19 protein-coding genes are annotated in these 22,383 nt (G+C 64.5%); 11 read left to right on the top strand and 8 right to left on the bottom strand.

The features are described 5' to 3' along the window. Positions 1–157: 157 nt before the first annotated feature. Positions 158–988, bottom strand: a complete 831-nt coding sequence (locus ACNJYA_RS15225) for a rhomboid family intramembrane serine protease (protein ID WP_172783097.1) — start codon at positions 986–988, stop codon at positions 158–160. A gap of 432 nt (positions 989–1,420) precedes the next feature. On the opposite strand from ACNJYA_RS15225, the gene ACNJYA_RS15220 reads away from it, so the two are divergent. Further along, entirely contained in the window at positions 1,421–1,975 is a 555-nt protein-coding gene (locus tag ACNJYA_RS15220; RefSeq protein ID WP_439403187.1) for a PAS domain-containing protein, read from the top strand. Between the two features lie 43 nt (positions 1,976–2,018). After that, on the top strand, positions 2,019–2,525 hold the full coding sequence (locus tag ACNJYA_RS15215) for a GNAT family N-acetyltransferase (RefSeq protein WP_212258134.1): 507 nt from the start codon (positions 2,019–2,021) through the stop codon (positions 2,523–2,525). Between the two features lie 434 nt (positions 2,526–2,959). On the opposite strand, the gene ACNJYA_RS15210 is transcribed toward ACNJYA_RS15215, so the two are convergent. From ACNJYA_RS15210 to ACNJYA_RS15195, 4 genes are all read right to left on the bottom strand, one after another. Then, on the bottom strand, positions 2,960–3,445 hold the full coding sequence (locus ACNJYA_RS15210; RefSeq protein WP_246708693.1) for a phasin: 486 nt from the start codon (positions 3,443–3,445) through the stop codon (positions 2,960–2,962). A gap of 405 nt (positions 3,446–3,850) precedes the next feature. Further along, positions 3,851–5,776, bottom strand: coding sequence for a DEAD/DEAH box helicase (locus ACNJYA_RS15205; RefSeq protein WP_439403186.1), 1,926 nt, complete (start codon positions 5,774–5,776; stop codon positions 3,851–3,853). A gap of 223 nt (positions 5,777–5,999) precedes the next feature. Continuing rightward, positions 6,000–6,422, bottom strand: coding sequence for a VOC family protein (locus tag ACNJYA_RS15200; protein ID WP_439403185.1), 423 nt, complete (start codon positions 6,420–6,422; stop codon positions 6,000–6,002). A gap of 139 nt (positions 6,423–6,561) precedes the next feature. After that, positions 6,562–7,713 (bottom strand): zinc-binding dehydrogenase, encoded by a 1,152-nt coding sequence (locus ACNJYA_RS15195; RefSeq protein ID WP_439403184.1) that lies wholly within the window; start codon positions 7,711–7,713, stop codon positions 6,562–6,564. Between the two features lie 406 nt (positions 7,714–8,119). On the opposite strand from ACNJYA_RS15195, the gene ACNJYA_RS15190 reads away from it, so the two are divergent. From ACNJYA_RS15190 to ACNJYA_RS15180, 3 genes are all read left to right on the top strand, one after another. Continuing rightward, positions 8,120–9,310 (top strand): MFS transporter, encoded by a 1,191-nt coding sequence (locus ACNJYA_RS15190; protein ID WP_439403447.1) that lies wholly within the window; start codon positions 8,120–8,122, stop codon positions 9,308–9,310. 140 nt (positions 9,311–9,450) lie between these two features. Then, positions 9,451–10,062 (top strand): PilZ domain-containing protein, encoded by a 612-nt coding sequence (locus tag ACNJYA_RS15185; RefSeq protein WP_025037137.1) that lies wholly within the window; start codon positions 9,451–9,453, stop codon positions 10,060–10,062. A gap of 330 nt (positions 10,063–10,392) precedes the next feature. Further along, complete coding sequence (locus ACNJYA_RS15180) at positions 10,393–11,019, top strand: transglutaminase-like cysteine peptidase (RefSeq protein WP_212258130.1); 627 nt, start codon at positions 10,393–10,395, stop codon at positions 11,017–11,019. Positions 11,020–11,136: 117 nt separating this feature from the next. Here the strand turns inward: ACNJYA_RS15180 and ACNJYA_RS15175 are convergent, their stop codons facing one another. Together ACNJYA_RS15175 and ACNJYA_RS15170 are read right to left on the bottom strand one after the other, a co-directional pair. Beyond that, positions 11,137–12,897, bottom strand: coding sequence for a CYTH and CHAD domain-containing protein (locus ACNJYA_RS15175; protein WP_439403183.1), 1,761 nt, complete (start codon positions 12,895–12,897; stop codon positions 11,137–11,139). Positions 12,898–13,073: 176 nt separating this feature from the next. After that, a complete protein-coding gene (locus ACNJYA_RS15170) occupies positions 13,074–14,621 on the bottom strand; it encodes an FAD-dependent oxidoreductase (RefSeq protein ID WP_212258128.1) in 1,548 nt (515 codons plus the stop codon). Between the two features lie 703 nt (positions 14,622–15,324). On the opposite strand from ACNJYA_RS15170, the gene ACNJYA_RS15165 reads away from it, so the two are divergent. After that, the gene (locus ACNJYA_RS15165; RefSeq protein ID WP_349628422.1) at positions 15,325–16,302 is read left to right on the top strand and encodes a Bug family tripartite tricarboxylate transporter substrate binding protein; all 978 of its coding nucleotides are present in this window, start codon (positions 15,325–15,327) and stop codon (positions 16,300–16,302) included. A gap of 38 nt (positions 16,303–16,340) precedes the next feature. Here the strand turns inward: ACNJYA_RS15165 and ACNJYA_RS15160 are convergent, their stop codons facing one another. Continuing rightward, positions 16,341–17,048 carry a GntR family transcriptional regulator gene (locus ACNJYA_RS15160; RefSeq protein WP_172783088.1) on the bottom strand — a complete coding sequence of 236 codons (708 nt, stop codon included), beginning with the start codon at positions 17,046–17,048 and terminating at the stop codon, positions 16,341–16,343. Positions 17,049–17,306: 258 nt separating this feature from the next. Here ACNJYA_RS15160 and ACNJYA_RS15155 point away from each other — a divergent pair, with 258 nt between their 5' ends. From ACNJYA_RS15155 to ACNJYA_RS15135, 5 genes are read left to right on the top strand one after another with little or no spacing between them, the layout of a single operon-like run. After that, a complete protein-coding gene (locus ACNJYA_RS15155; protein WP_439403182.1) occupies positions 17,307–18,293 on the top strand; it encodes an ABC transporter ATP-binding protein in 987 nt (328 codons plus the stop codon). A gap of 43 nt (positions 18,294–18,336) precedes the next feature. Then, a complete protein-coding gene (locus ACNJYA_RS15150; protein ID WP_172783086.1) occupies positions 18,337–19,626 on the top strand; it encodes an ABC transporter substrate-binding protein in 1,290 nt (429 codons plus the stop codon). Between the two features lie 5 nt (positions 19,627–19,631). Further along, positions 19,632–20,585 carry an ABC transporter permease gene (locus ACNJYA_RS15145; RefSeq protein WP_212258126.1) on the top strand — a complete coding sequence of 318 codons (954 nt, stop codon included), beginning with the start codon at positions 19,632–19,634 and terminating at the stop codon, positions 20,583–20,585. Between the two features lie 3 nt (positions 20,586–20,588). Then, a complete protein-coding gene (locus tag ACNJYA_RS15140; RefSeq protein WP_157333548.1) occupies positions 20,589–21,467 on the top strand; it encodes an ABC transporter permease in 879 nt (292 codons plus the stop codon). A 20-nt stretch (positions 21,468–21,487) separates the two neighbouring features. Continuing rightward, positions 21,488–22,219 (top strand): aspartate/glutamate racemase family protein, encoded by a 732-nt coding sequence (locus tag ACNJYA_RS15135; protein WP_439403181.1) that lies wholly within the window; start codon positions 21,488–21,490, stop codon positions 22,217–22,219. Positions 22,220–22,383: the final 164 nt, after the last annotated feature.

Genomic DNA, 22,383 nt, shown 5'->3' with positions numbered 1-22,383 from the left:
TCGGCGGTCCGGACTTGTTCGCGAGTCTTCAACTAACAGTTTCAGCGCCGGTTTCACGCTCGTGCGCTTTGCGAAGCATCGTCGCTAAAGACGTGTCGCTTCGGAACATTCTCGCCCGGAATGATGGATGAATTCGGGCTGCGTCGCAAGCGCCGCATCAGATACGGTCTGAAACGTCTCGTGATGACGCATCCGCAGCATCGCTTCGCACGCGCGGCACGGGATCGAACAGCGCGAACAACAGCAGGCCGGCGAAGAAGCCGCCGATATGCGCCTGCCAGGCCACGCTCGTGGTTTCGGCATCGATGCCGATCGCGCCCACGCCGAAGATGATGTTGACGCCGAACCAGACGGCGAGGAAGCCGACCACCCGCCCGTCGCGGAGCGCGCGCGACAGCGGCAGCGCCGGAACTTTCGCGGCGGTATCGGCATCCGATCGGCTGAACGACAGGAAGCTGCCGCGCACGAAGGCGAAGCGGATTGCGGCGGCCATCGCGCCCGATACCGAGGCCGAGGCGCCGATCATCGGCGCCACCGCATGCTCGTGGGTGACGAGATGGGCGAGCGCGCCGGCCGCCGCCGTCACTGCCAGGAAGACGAAGAACCTGACCGTGCCGAAGCGCCGCGCCAGCGCGCTGCCGAACGGCAGCAGCCACAGCACGTTGAAGCCGAGATGGGTGAGATTGGCGTGCAGCAGCGAATAGGTGACGAAAGTCCAGACCTTCGCCCCCGCCCCGCCCGGGATCTGCAGATTGAGCAGCGAGGAATCGTAGCGCTTCGGGATGAAGCCGAAGACGTCGATGGTCCAGTTCTCGAGTTCCGGCGGCAACAGCACCCGCAGATGGATCGCCGCCAAGAGCAGGACATAGGCGGTCAGCGCCGGAGGCAGCGTCAGGATCGGCTCGCGCGGAGCCTCCTCGTTGACGGCCGGCGCATCCGGCGACGAATCTTGCGGGGAATCCAAGGCAGCTTCGCTTTCAGGCGACATCGGAGCGACAGGCTTGGAGATAGTCGCCTTTGCCGTCCCTGCGCAAGTGCACAAAAGGAAAAGGCAGGGCCCTGGGAAAGCCCTGCCTGTCCGTGTCGGTCTTCCGATGGCCGGAGAGATAAGGCGTATCCCCACCCCTCCCCGCGGCCCGTGACCAAACTGTTTGACGCCCTCAAGTACAGGCCCCGCCGAGAACCTGGAGAAAAGCGGCGAGGCTTGCGACCGCGATCACCATAGCAGGCGCGCGGCCGACACGAAGCGCATAGTTAATTTAACGTTAACGACGCAAAGACCGCCTTAACGGGCGCGAAAACGCCCCCGCGGCATGGACGCTGCAAATCCCCTCCTGCACAACAATAGAAGGGATCGCGGGTGCACTGAAGCGGGACAGGTCTGTCTCTTCGAGGTCGCACCCCGGGCGAGCGTTCAGTCATGAAACATCCGTCGAGCCGCGCGTTCTTCGCGTATTGGGACAAGAAGCGCGGCACTGCACGGGCCCCTGACCGGGCCGACATCGATCCGGCCGCGGTCCGCGGCCTGCTCGGTGACATCTTCGTGCTGTCCTGCGAGCCAAAACTCGGCTTCCCGTTCCGCGTCGCCGGCACGCGCGTCTGCGCGCTGGCCGGAACAGACCTCAAGGACCAGAGCTTTGCGGCGCTGTTCACGCCAGCCAGCCGCAGCGAGATCGAGGAGATCACCACGATCGTCGCCGACGAGACGCTGGGCGCGATCGCCGGCGTCACCGCTGCGCGCGAGGACGGCAGCAAGGCGCATCTCGAGCTCCTGCTGCTGCCCTTCAACGCCCGCCCACATACGCCGGTGAGCGTCACCGGCGTGCTCGCGCCGTTCGACGACGAATGCAGCACGCTTTCCGCCTTCAGCCTCACCTCCTGGCGCTACCTGCATCAGCCGGAGAAACTGCTGCCGCGCGCCATCCGGAAATTGCAGATCGCCCGCGGGCTGATGGTGTATGAGGGGCTGCGATAGAAGTCGCGCGTCCCGGCTCGGCTGCGCAAGGATACGCACCGACATGAGCAAGCCGCATTGGCGTCCCGCGCGCGCCTCGGACCTCGCTGCAATCGGCGCGATTGCAGCACGCATCCATCCGGCGTTGCCCGAACGCGCCGAGGTGCTGGCGGAGAAGATGCGGCTATGTCCGGACGGCTGCGGCGTGCTCGATACGGACCAAGGCATCGTCGGCTACGGACTGGCGCATCCCTGGATGCAGTACCGGATTCCGCCGCTCGACGGCTTTCTGCAGGAATTGCCTGACGGCGCGGACTGTCTCTACGTCCACGACGTCGCCGTATTGGCCGAGTTCCGCGGCGGCGTTGTGCGCGCTTATGTTGCCGATATCGAGAAGCTGGCGCGAGCGTCGGGCATCGCAACACTCGCGCTGGTCTCGGTCTACGGCACGCGGCCGCTATGGGAGCGCATGGGCTTTCTGGCCGTGACGGCGGATGCTGAGTTGCGCGCAAAGCTCGCATCCTATGGCGACGGCGCGACCTATATGCTGCGCGACCTCGCCGCGACGTAAGCCAACCCCCAGGGGGCGGCTCACGCCAGCAGAAGCTCAACCGCAGCAAGGTGATGAGCCCGAGGATCGATCGGATTGTTTCACAGGACGCCGTCAGGCCGCTTCACGCCGCCCCCGCGTCGAACGACTGCCTGCCCCCGGACTTGCCGTTTCGTAGACCCAGGCCTCCTTGGCAAACCACTCGTGCGTTGCCGCACACATCCCGCAATAGGTGCGAGAAAAGAATACTGCACTGCACCGAAATCTTTCGCGGTCCATCTCGATGCCGGTCGAAATGGCCCGGCCCGTTTCCGGGCACTTGATCATCACCATACCCATCTGATTTCCTCCAGCTCGGCATCCCTTCACGAAAAGGCGTCGCCGCCATCGGCCGGACGGCGTCTCTTCTGGCGAAGACGCTCGTCCAGCCGATTCACGCGGCCGATAGCCTCGATTCAGGCAGCCCTATGCAGAACCCGGTTGAAGCTCTTCTTGATCGGCTCGGCCGTCTCGGTTGCAACCTTCTGGGCAAGGTCCCAAAGCTCCCGGTTTTGGCCTGACGCCATTTCAAAGGTCCTGCGGCTGTGGGCGGTGGAGAGGTTCACGACATCCGCAAACGACCTTGCATCCGCGAGCTGGGACAGGAATTCCAGCGTGGAGCTGGTATTGATTTTCGATATTTCGATGACCTTGGTGCCGTAGTGGGCGGCATGCGTGGCATTGGTCGCACAGGCTTCGCGGAGAGCGTCGGTGATCTCCTCGGAAGCCGCCTTCATCTGCTCGAGATTTGCCTTGGCCCGTGCGGCGCCCTGCTCGGCAAGATCGCCGAAGATCCCCTGGATATTGAAAAACGGCACGTCGAACTTGAGCCTTGCGTCACCATTCCCACCCGCGGGAGTGGCATTCGTTTCGGCTTTCACATTGGCATCATTCATCGTCATTCCATCCTTTCACGCGAAACCAGATTGTTGGATTGAAGACTTTCAGAAGCTCCCGGGTGCGGGCCGCACCGGGAAACCAGTGCCCCTACTCTCAAAATGGAGGGATGCTGCTGATGAGCTGCTCTCGCCCCCTGCCGCCGACTATGACCAACCAGGATCGGACCTTCAGTTCGCTTTCAGACTCTCGACTTGATTAAATTCGGTTCAAGCGACGACTCGCCGCAGGCGCTGCTATTGTTTCTTTGAAGTTGCCGAAAAGGTTTCTGCCAACTCGAGAAAGCGCGGGCTCCCAACGCGTCCGGATGGCGCCATGTTACCGATTGATTGCGAGTGGATGCAGCGCTCCATAGCGCAACGCGCGAGCCTTCGGCGGCACTAGTCAAGCCGTGGACGGAAAGCGGCAGATCAGCCCCGACGCTTCTTCTTCGCATTCTTTCCGGGCGCGCCCTTCACAGGCCATGGCGTAACCGACGGCTCTGCGTGGCCCAACTTGTTCTTGTGCTTCTTTTTCTTTGCGAAAGAACGCGCATCGTCGAATTTCGGCGCGCGCTCGGCGTGAGGCTTGCTGCGTGGCTTGAATCCACTTGCCTCGCGCGGGCGATCATCGCGCCGTTCATGATGAGCGCCGGCCTCGCGCTGCGGCGCGCGAGACCGCTCCCGGGGAGCTTCTTGGCGCTGCGGTGCATCCGCCATCGGCTCGATCCGGATGCTGTCTTCCTTGTCCGGACGCTTGATCTTCGCCGCAAAGGATTCGGCGACCCGCTCGGAGATCTCGAACTCGGTGGTGGTGTCCATGATCTTGATGGCGCCGATGTCGCGCTTGTCGATGCCGCCGCGGCGGCAGATCATCGGCAGCAGCCAGCGTGCCTCCGCGTTCTTGCGGCGCCCGATGGCGGCGCGAAACCAGACGCTGCCCTCAGCCATGCCGTGCTTCGACGCCTTCCCGGCCTTCGATCGCGGCTTGCCGCGGTCGTCGCCCTCTTCCAATCTATGACGTCCGCGTTCCGGCTTGCCGCTTCGCTCGCCGGGATCGATGATGTCCTCGGGCGACGGCAGCCGCGCGCGATAAAGCCGCGCGAGCGCGGCGGCGATATCCTCGGGCGAGCGCTCGGCCAAGAGCGCCTGCGCCAGGGCCAGATCGTCGGGCGTCGTCTCCTCCGTGAACAGCACGTCCTTCATGCGGGCGTGATCGAGCTTGCGGATGTCATCCGCCTGCGGTGCCGTGCCCCAGGCCGCGTCGATACCGGAGAGATTGAGCAACAGCTCGGCGCGCCGCCGCCGCGCCGGCGGCACCAGGAGAACGCTCGTGCCCTTCCGGCCCGCGCGCCCGGTGCGGCCTGAGCGATGCTGCATGACTTCGGCGTCGTTGGGCAAATCGGCATGAATGACGAGGTCGAGGCTCGGCAGGTCGATGCCGCGGGCGGCAACGTCGGTCGCAACGCAGACGCGGGCGCGGCCGTCGCGCAGCGATTGCAGCGCCAGGGTGCGTTCGTTCTGCGTCAATTCACCCGACAGCGCGACCACCGAAAAGCCGCGCTCCAGGAGCGCTGCCTGCAAATGCCTGACGGCATCGCGCGTGCTGCAAAACACCAGCGCGCTCGGCGCCTCGTAGAAGCGCAGCACGTTGACGACGGCATGCTCGACGTCGGCGGGCGCGATGCGGATCGCGCGGTATTCGATGTCGGCGTGGCCGCCCTCGTCGCCGGCGACCTCGATCCGGAATGCGTCGCGCTGATATTGCCGTGCCAGCGCGACGATGCCGCGCGGAAACGTCGCCGAGAACAGCAGCGTTCGGCGCGCCTGCGGCGTGGTCTCGAGGATGAATTCCATGTCCTCGCGAAAGCCGAGATTGAGCATCTCGTCGGCTTCGTCGAGCACGACCGCGGCGAGCTCGGAGATATCGAGGCGGCCGCGCCGCAGATGATCGCAGAGACGCCCGGGCGTGCCGACGACGATGTGCGCGCCGGCGGCGAGCTCCCGCTGCTCGCGCCGCGGATCCATGCCGCCGACGCAGGACACGACACGCCCGCCGGCATGCCCATACAGCCAGGCCAGCTCGCGCTGAACCTGGAGCGCAAGCTCGCGGGTCGGCGCCACGATCAAGGCGAGCGGCGCGGCCGCTTGTGCGAACTGCTCGGCGTCATCGAGGATGTTCTTCGCGATGGCCAGACCGTAAGCGACGGTCTTGCCGGAACCGGTCTGGGCCGAGACCAAGAGGTCGCGGCTGGTGGCTTCATGAGCGAGCACCGCGAGCTGGACGGGCGTCAGTGAATCATAGTTCCGCTCGGCCAAAGCGCGGGCGAGCGGCGGGGTCAGGGCCGGAAGAGACACGAGATGGAGACCTTGGTTGAATTCAGGCGCGCAAACGGTGAACCGGCGCCTAAAGCTGCGTGCGCGGCAAACGGCCCGGCCGCACGCTGGATTTGATCTGGGCGCTCTTTACGCCATGCGCCGGGAAATCACCATGGCTTTGATGCATGGCTTGACGGGGAGCCGCGCCTGAAGGTGGACAGGCGATTTCTGACGGCCTCCTGGATATCGATCCGGAGCCTCCTCAGATCTCTCCGTACACCTCCAGCAAATTCCCGTCGGGATCGCGGAAGAACAGCGTGCGATGACCGAAGGACTGGTCCGTCGGCGACGACACCAGCGCCACGCCCCGGCGCACGAGTTCATCGGCGCACGCGTCGACCTCGGCGGCCGAGACCTTGAACGCCAGCTGCAGCGAGGCGCTGCCCGGCGGCACTGGTGCATCACCTGAGGTGCGGCTCGGCCGTGCCAGCGCCAGCGTGTTGCTGCCGATGCCATACTCGATCCAGTTCGGCGACAGTTCGCGCGAGAGTGGAAAGGCGAGGACGTCTTCGTAGAAGCGGCGCATCGCCGCCATGTCGCGCACGAAGATGACGGTGTAGTCGATCGCGCGGATGGCGTTGAAGGGGGAGCGAGCGTGCTGGCCAGGTGTCTGCCGGTCCGTCATTTCATCATTGATCCAAACTCCGACTCGTAGCCCGTATGGAGCGCAGCGGAATACGGGGAGTCGCGGGCGAGAATCCCGGATTGCGCTTCGCTCCATCCGGGAAGACTCGCGAAATATCTTGAGGCGCGGACGGCACTGTCTACTCCACCAGCTCCGGCCACGGCACGATGGTCGACTTCACCGTCTTCATCGCCATCGCGTCCTTCACCGCCTGCGCAACGCCGGCTTCCGTGAACGGGTAGATCGTCTGCATCTTCAGCCACGGATATTTGTCACGCGTGCGGTAGAGCATGTCGACGCCGAGCGGGAGATCATTGCCGGTGAAGCCCCAGGATCCCAGCACGTTGAGGTCCTTGGTGCAGATGCGGTGCCAGGAGGTGTCGATCGAGCCGGCATCGGTAAACTGGCCCATCTCGACATAGGTGCCGCCATCGCGCAGCATCTCGATGCCTTCGGGGCCGGCGGTCGGATGTCCCGAGCAATCCATCACGAGATCGGCGCCGAAGCCGCCGACGATGTCGCGCACGCGCGCGATGCGCGCCTCGGGTGACTTCAGCTCCTCGATGTTCACGGTCGCCTCCGCGCCGAACTCGCGCGCCAGCTTGAGCCGCGGCTCCTCCGGCGCGCCGACGCAGATGACGCGCCCTGCCCCCATCTCCCTGGCGGCCGCGACCGCCAAAATGCCGATCGGGCCGGAGCCCTGGATCACGACGGTGTCGCCCCAGCTGAATCCGCCGGCGCGCGTGGCGCGATTGAAGGCGCGGATGCAGGATGTCAACGGCTCCGACAGCGCACCCAGGCGCAACGACATGTCGTCCGGCAGCTTGTAGATCTTGGTGCCCGGCAGCATGTCGAGATCGACATAGACATATTCGGCCCAGCCGCCCCACAAATGCGGCGGCTTGTCGAAGCCGAGATAGCGGCCGTAATAGACCGGCGTCAGGCACTTGTTCGCGGTTTGCGGATAATGGATGCAGTAATAGCAGCGGCCGCACGGCATCAAGGGCGGGATCATCACCTTGGAGCCGACTTGAAGCGGCTTGCTCATAAAATCCTCGGAAAATTCATCGCCGCATTCGACGATGATTCCGCCGAGCTCGTGTCCCAGCGTGAACGGCCAGGGCAGCGGCTTCGGCCAGTGTCCTTTGAGGATGTGCAGGTCGGTGCCGCAGACCCCGCAGGCGCCGACCTTGATCAGTGCGGCCTTCCGGCCGACCTTCGGCCACGGCACGGTGCGGATGACGGGCTCCGAGCCGGGACCAGCGTGGGTGCAGACGCGGATTTGCTGCATGGCTGTTTCCTCAGTGCCCGTCTGTTATGATTGGTGGTGCGGGCTGATGGCAAAGCGTATGTGAGATGCGCGGTCGTGCCAAGCGGGCAGACTCGTAGCGCGCAGGAAGCGACGTGCGCGAATAGCGACCCGGGATCTCGCTCCGCTCATCCGCTAAACGCGCCACAAGCTCGACCGTCATCCTGAGGCGCGAGTGGCGCGATGCGAAGCATCGCGCCGGGAAATTTGCTCGCGCCTCAGGATGACGGTCGAGTGTGTGGCTGCAGTGCATGGCTGCTGTTCAAGCACGTCCAATTGTCTTGAGCGCCGTCCGGCGAACGTGTAATGCGCCAAAAGTCTCACCTCAGGTCATCCCGTGAACCCCCTTCCCCAAAATCCCATGGCCGCGTCCGGCTCGTTCGCGGCGATGAGGTCCGTGCCCTACCGTCTGCAGTTCGCCTCTTACGTGCTGGCGATGATGGCGGACAATATCGAGCATGTGATCAGCTATTGGGTGGTGTTCCAGAAATTCCATTCGCCGACGCTGGGCGGGTTTGCCGTGCTGTCGCACTGGCTGCCGTTCCTGCTGTTCTCCGTCGCGGTCGGTGGCCTCGCCGACCGGTTCGATCCGCGCCGCATCATCCAGTGCGGCATGCTGCTGTTCATCGCCGCCTCCGCCGGTTGGGGCTACTTCTTCCTGACCGATACGATCCAGATGTGGCACGCGATGCTGCTCCTGGTGATCCATGGCTGCGCCGGCGTGCTCTGGCAGACCCCGAACCAGCTGTTGCTCTACGACCTCGTCGGCCCGGCCGATCTGCCGAGCGCGGTGCGGCTGAACGCGATGGCGCGCTATCTCGGCATCCTGGTCGGGCCTGCGGTCGGCGGGATCATCATGCTGACGCTCGGTCCCTCGCACGGCATCATCTTCAACACGCTGTTCTATCTGCCGATGCTGATCTGGCTGTTCTGGGCTCCGATCAGGGACAAGAGCGTGGCGGCGCGCCGCTTCGCGGTGCGCGGCCTTGCCGACATCGTGCTCACCATCCGCGCCATCGGCACCCAACCGGTGCTGTCGGCGATGACATGGCTTGCCGGCCTCACCTCCTTCATGATCGGCAACGCCTATCACGCCCAGATGCCGGGCTATGCCGGCGATCTCGGCCATGGCGATCCCGGCGTCTCCTACAGCGTGCTGCTCGCCGCGGACGCGGCCGGGGCACTGCTGGCCGGCATCGCGCTGGAATCGTGGGGACGGCTGAAGGGCACCCCGCGCACCGCGATCACGCTGGCGATGCTGTGGAGCGTGGCGCTGCTCGGCTTCGCACTGGTGCCGGTCTATCCGGTCGCGATCGCGCTATTGTTCTTCGCAGGCTTCTTCGAGCTCTCGTTCAACACCATGGCGCAGGCGCTGGTGCAGCTGAACGCGCCGCACGACATCCGCGGCCGCGTCGTCGGCCTCTACAACATGGCCGGGCTCGGCATGCGGGCCTTCAGCGGCATCACGGTCGGAGTAGCAGGCGCGGCGATCGGCATCCACTGGTCGCTCGGCCTGTCGGCCGCCGTGCTGCTGGCGCTGCTGTGCCTGCTGTATGGGCACAGGGCACGGACGGCGTGACGATCACTCCCTTCGGGATGTGGCTTTTCGAGCGCATCGTGTCTGTCCGCAACCGGCGCGCCCGATCATAACGCGGCATTAACCCTATGCACCTTAGGGTCGTCCCGGACTCCGCCCGGGCGGGGGGTCGGGTGTTGGAAATGGCGTTAGCGAACAAAAAATTTCTTCCGGCCGCCGAGGAGCGCAGGCGCTTCCAGCGGGTGAAGGTGCACCTGCTCGGCCGCTACATGCTGCCGGACCGCCGGGAATTCCCCTGCCAGGTGATCAACATGTCGCCGGGCGGCCTCGCCTTGCTCGCCCCCGGCATCGGCAATGTCGGCGACCGCGTGGTCGCTTATCTCGACCATATCGGCCGCGTCGAGGGCAAAATCACCCGGATCATCGACAACGGCTTCGCCATGACGATCGGGGCGACGCCCAGAAAGCGCGACAAGCTCGCGGCACAGCTGACCTGGCTCGCCAATCGCGACATCCTCAATCTGCCGGAGGACCGCCGCCACGACCGTATCGTGCCGCGCAACCCGATCGCGGTGCTGACACTCGAGGACGGCACCAAGATGACCTGCCGCATCATCGACCTCTCGCTGTCGGGCGCGGCAATCGCCGCGGAGAACCGGCCGCCGCTGAAGTCGACCGTTCTGCTCGGCCGGGTCCAGGGCCGCGTGGTCCGAAACCTCGAAGACGGCTTTGCGCTCGAGTTCATGCACGAGCAGCCGGTGGAGACACTCGAAGAGAGCGTTACCGCGCGGTAAAGCGCCGGGACGCGAAAACCCTGATATTTCCAGGCTCGAAGGCGGCTTCCGCGATGCGGACGCCGCCTTTTTCACGTCCCGCGGCGAGCGGCCAGCGGTTAACGGAGGGGCTGCAGATGAGCGCAAACAACGCTTCGCCCAGCGCTTCCGCGTTAACAGATAAAATTTGAATCAATTTCAGTCGTATCGAATTTTACGCAAATTCTATTCAAGTATAGATCGAATTCGCCGCTCGTTTTACTTGTATTCGTCTCGACTTGACTTGGTCGACTTAGCGGCAACTCAAAAGCTCCGTGCGAAATGTGGTCCCAACAAGAAACGGGGGCCGCAATGTTTGACTTCAGGGGACAGGGGAAGGGACTGGCGCTGGCCGCCATGCTCTTCGGGATCAGCGCGGCGGCGCAGGCCGGCGAAGGCCGTCTGCTCTACGCGAGCCTCGGCGACACCACGCGTGCGCCGATCGGCTGGGTCGAGTTCTGCGCGGACAATGCTGCTCAGTGCCAGGGCGCGCCGCTGCAGCCGCGCGACATCGTGATGTCGCAGGCGGCATGGCGCGACCTTATCAAGGTCAATCGCTGGGTCAACGAGACCGTCAAGCCTCTGACCGACCAGGAGCACTGGGGCGTGATCGAGAAGTGGTCGCTGCCATCAGACGGTTACGGCGACTGTGAAGACTACGTGCTGTTGAAGCGCAAGATGCTGATGGATGCAGGCTGGCCGCGCCAGGCCCTGCTCATCACCGTGGTGCGCGACAAGAAGGGCGAAGGCCATGCGGTGCTGACGGTGAAGACCGACAAGGGCGAGTTCATTCTCGACAATCAGAACGAGAATGTCCTCGCCTGGACGGAGACCGGCTATCGCTTCGTCAAGCGCCAGTCGCAGGGCGATCCCAACGTCTGGGTCTCGCTGGGCGATACCAAGCCGGCGGTCTCCACCGCCAGCGCCAAAGATCAGTAGGAACGAGACAACAGGTTACGCGACCCGGTCACATCCCCACCCCTCCCCGTCCCAGACCGGTTCGCGCGCGGCCAGCCATCCCCCAATGGCTGGCCGCAACTTTTTGAGGCGACGCGATCAGCTCTGCTGGCCCTGGCGCGACCAGGGCACGCGCGCGGCGGTGAAATCCCGCCAGCTATCCTGCAAGCCCTGCTGCACGCCGATCGATGCCCGCGCCTGCCAGCCGGCGATCGCGGCCGCCGCAATGGCGCTGTCGCGATCTTCGGAACCGAGCCCGTCGAGCAACGAGGCCGTCACGGCCATGTCGTTGAAGACGCCGAGCTCCTCCTGCAAGCCGGCGAGCCGGCGCGCGAATTTTCGGGCGGACTTACGATCCTCGTACAGCGGCAGCAGGAACTCGCTGAGATAGCGCAGCCGCTTGGTGGCGAGCCGCAGGCGGTGCAGCTCGTCGATCGTGAGCGACTTGAAGCGGCGGCCGCGCTTGAGCACCTTGGCATACTGCTCGGACAGGACGCGCTGCGCGAAATTGACGGCGGGCTCGGCGAGCCGGCCGAGATCTTCCGGCGCGACGCCGTTTCGCCAGCCGCGCGTCTCGATCCAGCCGCCGAGGCCGATCAGGAAGACGGCACAGCGGCGATCATCGAGCGCATTGCGAGCCCTGCGATAGGCTTGCGCCTGACGCTGAGCCGCGACCTGCCCAAGCGCATCGAAGCCCGCGACCGAAGGACAGGCTTTTGCGATCGCCGGCAAGGTGGCGAGCTGGAACACGTCCCAGTCGCGCGCCGCGGACAGGCCTTGCGCCAGCCATTTGGCTTCCGAGCGCAGCGCATCGACGTGGCTGAGCGCGCCGACCGATCGCATCAGGTCGAGCGCAGACCGCAGCCGGCGCAGCGAGACACGCAGCTGATGCACGCCTTCCGGATTGCGGCCGTCCTCGGCCGCCGGCAGCGATTGCAGCAGGTGCAGGAAGCAGGCGCGCAGGATGGTCGCGAAGGCCTCGTCGAGCGTCACGGAAGGATCGAGGCGAAGCTTGCGCGGCCGGCGCGCCGACGGCGGCAGGTCCCCGGCAAGGTCGAAGCCGCGTGCGGACTTGCTGCGGATGGACGGCTTCACCGTTCCGTGCTCCGCAAGGCGCAGCGCGATCTCGTAGATCGCGCTCGGGCTGCCGCTCTTCAGCTCCAGCTCGATCTCGCTCACCGGCATTGACCTGCCGCCTGCGCTCAGCCCGCCCTGGTCGAAGGCGACCTCGACCGTGCCGGACGGCAGGTCGACGATGCGCGTGTGCCGATGCACATCGGCCGAGAACACCGCTTCGAGCGGTTGCGCGTCGAGATGGCCGCGGAGCTTGTCCGGAATGAACGGCATCGCCAAAGCGAAATCGGGCGCAAGCGACGGCACACTTGCTTCCCATTCGCCGCGGCGCAACGGATCGTCCGCAACCTCGGTCTTCACGGTCTGCACGAAACGCGTGCCGCTCTGGCGGACGCGCAAGCTCAGGCCGGCGCGTCGTAGCGCCCGCTCGGGCGTGTCGTAGTAGACGGATTTGAGGCGTTTGCGCGCGCCCTTGTTGCGCGCGTTCGCCGCGATGACGGGCGCTGCGCGGAAATCCGCCATGCGATCGGCATCGACGAGAAGCTTGAGCTCGATTTCACCGGCGGGATGAGCGGGCTGCGTTGGGTTCGGCGCGGGCGTCACATCCTGCGATGGCGTCTGCTCAATGGGAGTGCGCTCCTCGGCCGTCGCGGGTTCCACGCTGACTTCCTCTCGTTGCCCCAGGAAGCCGGTGCGGAGCTGCGTTCTCTTGGTGTTCCCGAGAGCAGGACTGGTTTCCGGCGCGCTCGGAGTCTTGCGAGCCGGCGCAGCGTCTGACTTTAGCATTTGCGGTAACATGACAGTTCAATGACAGGCGACAGGATATAGCCTGTACAGCCTGCGAGGACTAGTCACATCAGATCGGCGCGCATCATGATTCACATGCAGCTCGCCAGGTAAAAGCTGCAGCCGTCGGCGCAAGCCCCCTTAAATCCTGACCACAACACGCCGAGGGATGCCGGTCATTCTGCCGCTTCAAGATTGGCCGGCTTTTCGGCCTCGCCGAGCGGGGAAACTGCCGGGCCGTTGAGCGCGGTGCCATCGGGTGCAAACTGCGATCCGTGACATGGGCAATCCCAGCACTGTTCGAGTGAGTTCCAGTGCACGACGCAGCCCAAATGGGTGCAGCTCGCCGAATGCAAATGCAAATGTCCGCTTCGGTCCCGGCACGCCGCGATCTTCTTCAGGCCACTTCGGAAGAGACGCCCCTCGCCGGGCCGCAGATGTTCAGCGCTCGCGATTTCACTTGCGGTGAGATACTCCGCGAAGTTCTTGATAGGGGTGATGTTCTCGCTGATGAACTCGCCGATATTCCTCTGAATCTTCCGTGACGGAGCGTAGACGTCCTCCCAGGGACTGGCGCCGCTGGTGATGAGATCCGCGATCAGCATGCCCGCCACGAGTCCGTTCGTAATCCCCTGCCCGGAATCGCCGCTGACAATGAATACATGCTCCTCGTCGGGGCTGCGGCCGATGAAGCCGGCGAAATCGACCGGTTCCAGCACCTGACCCGACCACCGATGAGTGACCTCGCGCAAATCCGGCAATCGCTCGCGCGCCCAGCGCTCAAGCGCGTCAAGTCGCTGTGCGCCATCATTCGCCTCACCCGACTTGTGATCTTCGCCGCCGATGATCACGATGTCCTCGTCGGCAGACAATGGTTGGAGGCGGACATAATGATAAGGATCGAGCGTATCCCAATAGAGCGCATCCTCCACGGCGCCGGCCGCAATCTTCGCGGCGAGCGCATAAGTGCGGTAAGGCGCCTGCTTGGTGTGGATCGCCACCTGCACGTTGACGGGCGAGTTGGTCGCCACCACCACGTCGGCGGCATGAACCTCGTAGCCTGAGGCGGTGCTCACGACCATGCTGCCCTGGCGTTGCTGGATGCTCTCGACACAGGTGTCGGCGTAGAGCTGGGCGCCCCGGCGCTGCAGTGCGCTCGCCAGACCGGCGAGATATTTAGTCGGATGCAGGCGCGCCTGGCGCGGAAAGCGCAGAGAACGCGTCTGACCCCTGTCATGGAATGGTGTCGGCTCAAGGCGATTCTCGACCGGAATCTGCAGCTTGCGACAGCGGTCCAATTCACTATCCAGCTCGGATGCGGACGTTTCGGGTGCCTGTACCCAATAGCCATCGACGCGTTTGAAACCGCAATCGATGTGCTCGGCGCCCTGGATGGCCTCGACGCGGTCGATCGCGGCAGCAACGCTCTGATAGTAACGCCGCGCACAGTCAGGGCCGCGGACTCGCACGAACGCATCGTAACCGTCATCGAGCGCGGTCGCCAGATGCGCCGTGGTGCGCGCCGTCATCCCGCTGCCGATGCGGCCACGATCGATGACTGCGACCGAACGTCCATGGCGGGCAAGTTCATATGCGACCGAAAGTCCGGCTATTCCGGAGCCGACCACGGCAACGTCCACGCCGACCGTACGCGACAGCACCGGAGCCTCCGCGACAGATACGTCCATCCAGAGGGACCGCGTGTGCTCATCCCGTACGTTCATGGCGCTGCTCCTCGAAACAACAAACGATGCAGCAGAATGACGGTTCCTACGTGCGCTGCCGAACGACACGCCGATGAGATAGCCGCATTCATTAGGAACCTTCACCGTGCTCAGGCTTGAACCGGCATGAAAGATCCGTCACCCGGAATGCGAAGGGCATTGCGTCAGGCCCAATTGTACGGCCACTTGCTCGTCCGAAACGACAGGCTGTATTACCCAGGAGGCAATCATCCGATCTGCTCAGTGCAGCTCGCACGAGAGATGGTCAGGTCAGGATGGATGACAAAGCAGGACGGCGAATACGAGATCACGCCAGAGGGGCAGCTTGCCGCCGAGAGCGAACTCGGCCGCTGAGGAGCCAATGCGGTGCCCGCGCGCGGCTTGTCGCGCTTGGGGTCGGAGCGCGACTTGCTCGGCGGGCAGCCGGGATATGTTTGACTGATCCGGCGATTGCTTCATGGACGAGCAGCACGGTCCCACAAAGAGCTGCCATGCCATTATTCCGTCCCGAGGAAGATCTCCGGCGCCGCCTCGCACTGGCCTAGGCGCTCGCCGCCAACCTTGCTGCGGCAGGCCCGTCTTCGTCGTCAGGAGACCGCCATTTCACACAGTAAAATGTTGTTTCTATTTGCCTCCGCTCGTGTGACATCTCTGCCCGGCGACCGCAGGGCGCCCAAGACGCAGAGCGAAACGGGAGGGGCAAGTGAGGACATTCGTCGGAATGGTGGGCGCGGCAATTGCAAGCCTGGTGATAGCGACCGCTGACGGATCTGCGGCCGAAGCCTGGCCCACCAAAGCCATCAAGATCGTCGTTTCGACGCCCGCCGGCGGCATCACCGATGCATTCGCCCGCGCCTATGGCGATTACATCTCCCAGAAACTCGGGCAGCCCGTCATCGTCGAAAACAAGACGGGAGCGAGTGGCGCGCTGGCAGCGCAATCGGTCAAGGAGTCGCCGGCGGACGGCCACACGCTGATGTACACGATCTCATCCACGTTGCTTGGAAACCGGCTGCTGCTGAAATCGCTGGCCTATGATTCGGACAAGGATTTCACGATCGTCTCGGTGACGCCATCGGGTCATCTTCCGCTGGTCGTCCATTCCGCCACCGGTGCAAAGTCCATCGAAGATTTCGTCGCCTATGCACGCCGCAACAAGGTCACGGCAGGCTCGTATGGAATCGGTTCGTTCGCACACATCGCGATCGCCGAGCTCAACCGCCAATATGGCCTCGACATCTCCATCGTGCACTACCGCGGCGAAGCGCCAATGTGGCAGGACCTGGCGGCCGGCGTCATCCAGGCGGCGACCGGCAGCTATCAGGCTGCGCTTCCAGTCCTCGATACCGGCGTCGGCCGCGCGATCGCCGTTCCCTCACTGGTTCGCATGAAGAAACTGCCGGACACCAAGACGTTCACCGAGCAGGGGGTCACCGGCAAGGTGTTCCAGCTCACGAGCTTCACGACCCTGGTGGCGCCCGCTGCAACACCGCCCGACCGGATCGAACTGCTCGCCAAGCTCATGGTCGAAGGCGGCAAGACAGAACGTGTCCAGAAGCTGCTCGACGCCTTCGGCGTCGACTCGCCGGCAATGGATCGCGCATCCTCGATCGCCCTCTACGAAAAAGAAGGGCCGGTCTGGCTGGAGTCGATCAAGAACCTCGGCCTGGAGCCGCAATAGCTCCCGGCTCGCCGGTCCCATGCCGACGCAAGCAGCCCTCAGGCCCCCAGCACATCCGCCAGCCGCAGCTCGTCGGCGGCGGGATCCTTCAGGAAAAGCTCTGCCTCGATCTCGTTCAGGTGCGACAGCATCAAGGCGCCCGCGCGCGCCTTGTCGCGCTTGCGGATCGCGGCGACGATCTCGGCGTGATGATCGGTGCCGCACGCCGGCGTGTCGTGGCGGCGGTAGAGCAGGATGATGAGCGAGGAGCGCGCGATCAGCTCCTTCAGGAAACCGACATAGATGCTGTGGCCGCTCATCTCGGCGACGAGGCGATGAAACTCGCCGGAGAGACGGACGGAGGCGCGCGCATCGCCGCGCAATTCCGCTTCACGCTCCTCATCAAGATGCTGGCCGAGGCGATCGAGCCAGGCCGGCGAGACCGCCTCGATGGCGTGATCGACGATGCTGGGCTCGATCAGCCGGCGCGCCTCGAACACCTCGCGGGCGTCGGCCGGGGTCGGGCGCGCGACGAAGGCGCCGCGATTCTTCTCGATGCTGACGATGCCCTCATGCGCGAGCTGCTGCAGCGCGGTGCGCACCAGCGTCCGGCTCGCGCCGTAGATGTCGCCGATCTCGTCCTCGCCGAGCTTCGTGCCGGGCAGCAGGCGATGCTCGAGGATCGCGGCGGTCACACCCTCCCGGATGCGGCTGACGCGATCGCTCGCATCGGGCGCATCGGGTTTCTGGCGGGTCTTGGCGGCCATGATTGTGAGGGCTCGATCGACGAACGTTCGGCCTGCAATGTTAGTCGACGAGCTGTATCCAATCACAGGCGAAACTTTATACAATCTTCGCCCGTTTTGTGTGCAGGTGACTGCACAGGCGGCGGGCGGACAAATTGGCCCGGAATCGATCTAACGATCTGACTCCGTTGCACAGTTTTGGAAATTCGCACTGTCGTTGGCTGTTGGCACGGACCTTGCGGAGAGAGGCGGGACGCATCGCCCCTCCTCGGATACGCCATGGCCATTCCCGCCGCTCTCGAACTGGTCGCCGTCACCAAGCGCTACGACGCCACGCTGGCGGTCGATAACGTCAACCTGAAGATCCCGGCCGGCACCTATTGCTGCCTGCTCGGCCCCTCCGGCTGCGGCAAGACCTCGACGCTGCGCATGATCGCAGGCCACGAGGCTGTGAGCGAAGGCGACATCCTCCTCGGCCCGCAGAACGTCACCGACCTGCCGCCGGCCGAGCGCGGCACCGCGATGATGTTCCAGTCCTATGCGCTGTTTCCGCACCTCTCCGTGATCGACAACGTCGCGTTCGCCTTAAAGATGCGCGGTATCGACAAGCCGACGCGGCACAAGCGCGCCGGCGAATTGCTCGAGCTGGTGGCGATGAGCCAATATGCAGGCCGTCTTCCCGCGCAGCTCTCCGGCGGCCAGCAGCAGCGCGTGGCGCTCGCCCGCGCGCTGATCACCGAGCCGCAGATCCTCTTGCTCGACGAGCCGCTCTCGGCGCTCGACCCGTTCCTGCGCGTCAAGATGCGCGGCGAATTGAAGCGGCTGCAGCGCGAGCTCGGCATCAGCTTCATCCAGGTCACCCACGGCCAGGAAGAGGCGATGGCGCTCGCCGACCACATCGTGGTGATGAACCACGGCAAGATCGAGCAGCAGGGCACGGCGCGCGACATCTTCCATCATCCCCGCACCGAATTCGTGGCCCGCTTCATCGGCGGCCACAACGTGCTCAGCGACGCCGGCAATCTCATCGCCGTCCGCGCCGATCAGCTCGGCATCGCGCCGTTCACCGACGGCGCCTTCGGCGCGCCGGCGCTGCTGACCCAGACCGAGTACCAGGGCTCCTACATCGCCGTCTCGCTCACGCTCGACGACGGCACCGCCCTGTTCTCTCACGTTCCCGAGGCCACCTTCGACGTGCATCCGTTCCGTCCGGGCGATCGCGTCCTGGCGACCTGGGATCCCGCCAAGGCGCAACGCCTGCAATAGCACCCTTCACCACGGAAATGCGCAACACAGAGGAGTGAGCGAAATGACCGAGACGACCAGGAAGACCGGCGTCAGCCGCCGCACGCTATTGAAGGGCACCGCAGGTCTCGCCGGCCTCGCCGCCGGCTCCGGCGCGATCACCGGCTTTCCCTACGTGAAGTCGGCCGATGCGAAGGTGCTGCGCTATCTCGGCACGGCGGTGAACGAGGGCGACGACATCTCCAAGCAGTGCCTGAAGGACACCGGCATCAAGATCGAATACATCACCGCGACCACCGACGACGTCACCAAGCGCGTGATGACCCAGCCGAACTCCTTCGACGTGCTGGACACCGAATATTTCTCGCTGAAGAAGCTGGTGCCGTCGGGCAACATCCTCGCGCTCGACGCCAAGAAGATCAAAGAGTTCGACAACATCACGCCCGTCTTCACCAAGGGCGAGACGCCCGGCGGCAAGAAGATCGGCGGCCAGGGCACCGCGCCCTGGAAGGTGCTCTATCTCGAAGGCAAGGATTCCAAGAAGTTCGCGACGTCGGCGACCGAATTCGTCACGCTGATCCCGACCGTCTACAACGCCGACACGCTCGGCATCCGCCCCGACCTGATCAAGCGTCCGATCAGCACCTGGGCCGAGCTGCTCAACCCCGAGTTCAAAGGCAAGGCCTCGATCCTCAACATCCCCTCGATCGGCATCATGGATGCCGCGATGGTCGTGGAAGCCTCCGGCAAGTACAAATATGCCGACAAGGGCAACATGACCAAGGAAGAGATCGATCTCACCATGAAGGTGATGACCGAGGCCAAGAAGGCCGGCCAGTTCCGCGCCTTCTGGAAGGATTTTAATGAGAGCGTCAACCTGATGGCATCGGGCGAGACCGTGATCCAGTCGATGTGGTCGCCGGCGGTGACGAAGGTCCGTTCGATGGGCATCCCCTGCACCTTCCAGCCGCTCAAGGAAGGCTACCGTTCCTGGGCGTCCGGCTTCTGCGTCTCCAAGGGCGTCTCGGGTCAAAAGCTCGAATGGGCCTATGAATTCGTGAACTGGTTCCTGTCCGGCTTTGCCGGCGCCTATCTCAACCGCCAGGGCTACTACTCCGCCGTGCTCTCCACCGCGAAGGCGCACATGGAGCCCTACGAATGGGCGTACTGGATGGAGGGCAAGCCGGCCGAGAAGGACATCAAGGCGCCCGACGGCTCGCTGCTGGAAAAGGCCGGCGCGGTGCGTGACGGCGGCTCCTACGAGGACCGCATGGGCGGCGTCGCGTGCTGGAACGCCGTGATGGACGAGAACGACTACATGGTCCGCAAGTGGAACGAGTTCATCGCGGCGTAACGGACATGTCGGAAGAAGTCCTGCAACAGGCTACCCCGGGCTTGATCCCGGGGTCGGGCACAGCGCGCGCCGCAAAGCCGACGCGCCTGTCGCCGTCCTTCATCTCCTGGCTCCAGGCCGGGCCGATGATGCTGGTGTTTCTCGCCTTCTTCCTCATTCCGCTCGTCTTCGTCGTCATCGTCTCGTTCTGGGACTACAACGAATACCAGCTGCTGCCGGCTTTCTCCGGCCGCGGCTACACCGACACGTTCGAGGGCTGCATCGCGCAGCTTCCCGACCTCTGCACCATCGGCAAGACCTATCTGATGACGCTGAAGCTCTGCTTCATGGTCTGGGCCATCACTCTCTTCGTCGGCTTCTGGGTCGCCTACTTCCTCGCCTTCCACGTCAAGTCCAAGACCTGGCAGATGGGCTTGTCGCTGCTCTGCACGATCCCGTTCTGGACCTCCAACGTGATCCGCATGATCGCCTGGATCCCCCTGCTCGGCCGCAACGGCCTCGTCAATTCCGGTCTGGTCAAGACCGGCTTGATCAATCATCCGCTGGAATGGCTGCTGTTCTCCGAATTCTCGGTGGTGCTGGCGCTGGTGCACCTCTTCACCTTCTTCATGGTGGTGCCGATCTTCAACTCGATGGTGCGCATCGACAAGTCGCTGATCGAGGCCGCCTATGACGCCGGCGCGACCGGCTTCCAGACCCTCGTCAACGTCGTCATTCCGCTCGCCAAGCCCGGCATCGTGATCGGCTCGATCTTCGTCATCACCATCGTGATGGGCGACTTCATCACCATCGGCGTGATGGGCGGCCAGCAGATCGCCGCCGCCGGCAAGATCATCGAGACCCGGGTCAACGCCCTGCAATTCCCCGCCGCCGCGGCCAACGCCGTGATCCTGCTCGCGATCACCTTCCTGATCATCACCATGATGTCGCGCATCGTCGACATCAAGAAGGAGCTCTAGAGCATGAAGGAAGGACGCCCGCGCTCGTTCTACGTGCTCGCGATCTTCTTCGCGGCCTATGTGCTGTTTCTCTACGGGCCGATGATCGCGATCTACGTGCTGTCGTTCCAGGGGCCGCAGGGCGGCCTCACCTTCCCGATGAACGGCGTGTCGACGTTCTGGATCGCAAAGCTGTTCCAGGGCACCGGCATCGTCGATCTCGGCGCCGCCTTCCGCCGCTCGCTGCTGCTCGGAATCATCGTGATGATCGTCACCGTCGTGCTGTCGGTCGCCGCCGGCATGGCCTTCCGCCGCAAGTTCAAGGCACAGAGCATCCTGTTCTACTCGGCGATCGCCAGCCTCATCGTGCCCTCGATCATCACCTCGCTCGGCATCTCGCTCGAGTTCCGCATCATCGACGACCTGATCAAGGCGCATTGGAACGAGAATTTCGAGACGTCGATGGGCCTGCTCACGTCCGGGCTCGGCGCGCACCTGACCTGGACGCTGCCGTTCGGGCTGCTCATCATGTTCGCGATCTTCAACCGCTTCGATCCGCGCCTGGAAGAAGCCGCGCGCGATCTCGGCGCAACACCGTGGCAGACGTTCCGGCATGTCGTGCTGCCGATCATCCTGCCCTCGGTGATCGGCATCGGCCTGTTCGGCTTCACGCTGTCCTGGGACGAGCTCGCGCGCTCCAGCCAGGCGATCGGCGCGGTGAACACGTTGCCGCTCGATCTGCAGGGCCTCACCACCACCGTGACCAATCCCGACATCTACGCGCTCGGCACCGTCATCTCGGCGGTCTCGTTCACGGTCATCACGCTTGCGCTCGGCACCATCCACATGCTCAACAAGCGGCAGGCGGCCAAGGGCTCGGACGCCGGCAAGGGACTCGTCTGAGAAGGGACTCGTCTGTTCCGATGCGGCTTCACGTGGTGAATCCCAACACAACGGCGTCGATGACGGCGAAGATCGCCGCTGCCGCGCGCAGCGTTGCCCTCGCCGACACCGTGGTCGATGCGCGTCAGCCGGCGATGGGCCCGGTCTCGATCGAGGGGTTTTACGACGAAGCTTTTGCGGTACCGGGCATGCTCGGCTGCATCCGCGAGGCCGATCGCGACGGCGCGGACGCGCACATCATCGCCTGCTTCGACGACACCGGCTTGGATGCCGCGCGTGCCGCCGCCAAGGCACCGGTGATCGGTATCGGCGAGGCCGGCTTCCACCTCGCGAGCCTGATCGCCGCGCGCTTTGCCGTGGTGACCACGCTCGGCGTCTCCATCGTGCCGATCGAGCACAATCTGCGGAAGTACGGCCTGGCCGAACGCTGCGCCCGCGTCCGTGCCGCCGAGGTCCCGGTGCTGGCGCTCGAGGCGCGCAACGCTGAGGCGCTCGGCAAGATCTCGGCGGAGATCACCGCCGCGATCCGTGACGACCGGGCAGAGGCCATCGTGCTCGGCTGCGCCGGCATGGCCGATCTCGCGGGCGAGCTCGCCGCCGCGCACGGCCTGCCCGTGGTCGATGGCGTCGCCGCCGCCGTGACGCTGGCGGAATCACTGGTGCGGCTGGGACTGACGACGTCCCGCGTCGGCCCCTATGCGGCCCCGCGCACGAAGAGCTATTCCGGGCCGTTTTCTCAATTTCAGCCTTGATCCTTACCGTTCGGGGCCGGCAAGGCTCGCTGAACACTGGTTTTTTTGCGCTCAGCCTCTTTTTGGTCCCATTCCTTGCCGAAACGTAAGGCTTTCGGGACGCCCCGGTGACCCCTCTGGGTTGCCGGTCTTCGCCACTCACCAAGTTTCAATTTGGGTTTTGT

Origin of the sequence: Bradyrhizobium sp. BLXBL-01, from assembly GCF_051853025.1 — a bacterium.
Lineage (GTDB): Bacteria > Pseudomonadota > Alphaproteobacteria > Rhizobiales > Xanthobacteraceae > Bradyrhizobium.
Note: the sequence above shows the minus strand (reverse complement) of the source record. Positions and strands in the feature narration are given on the sequence as shown.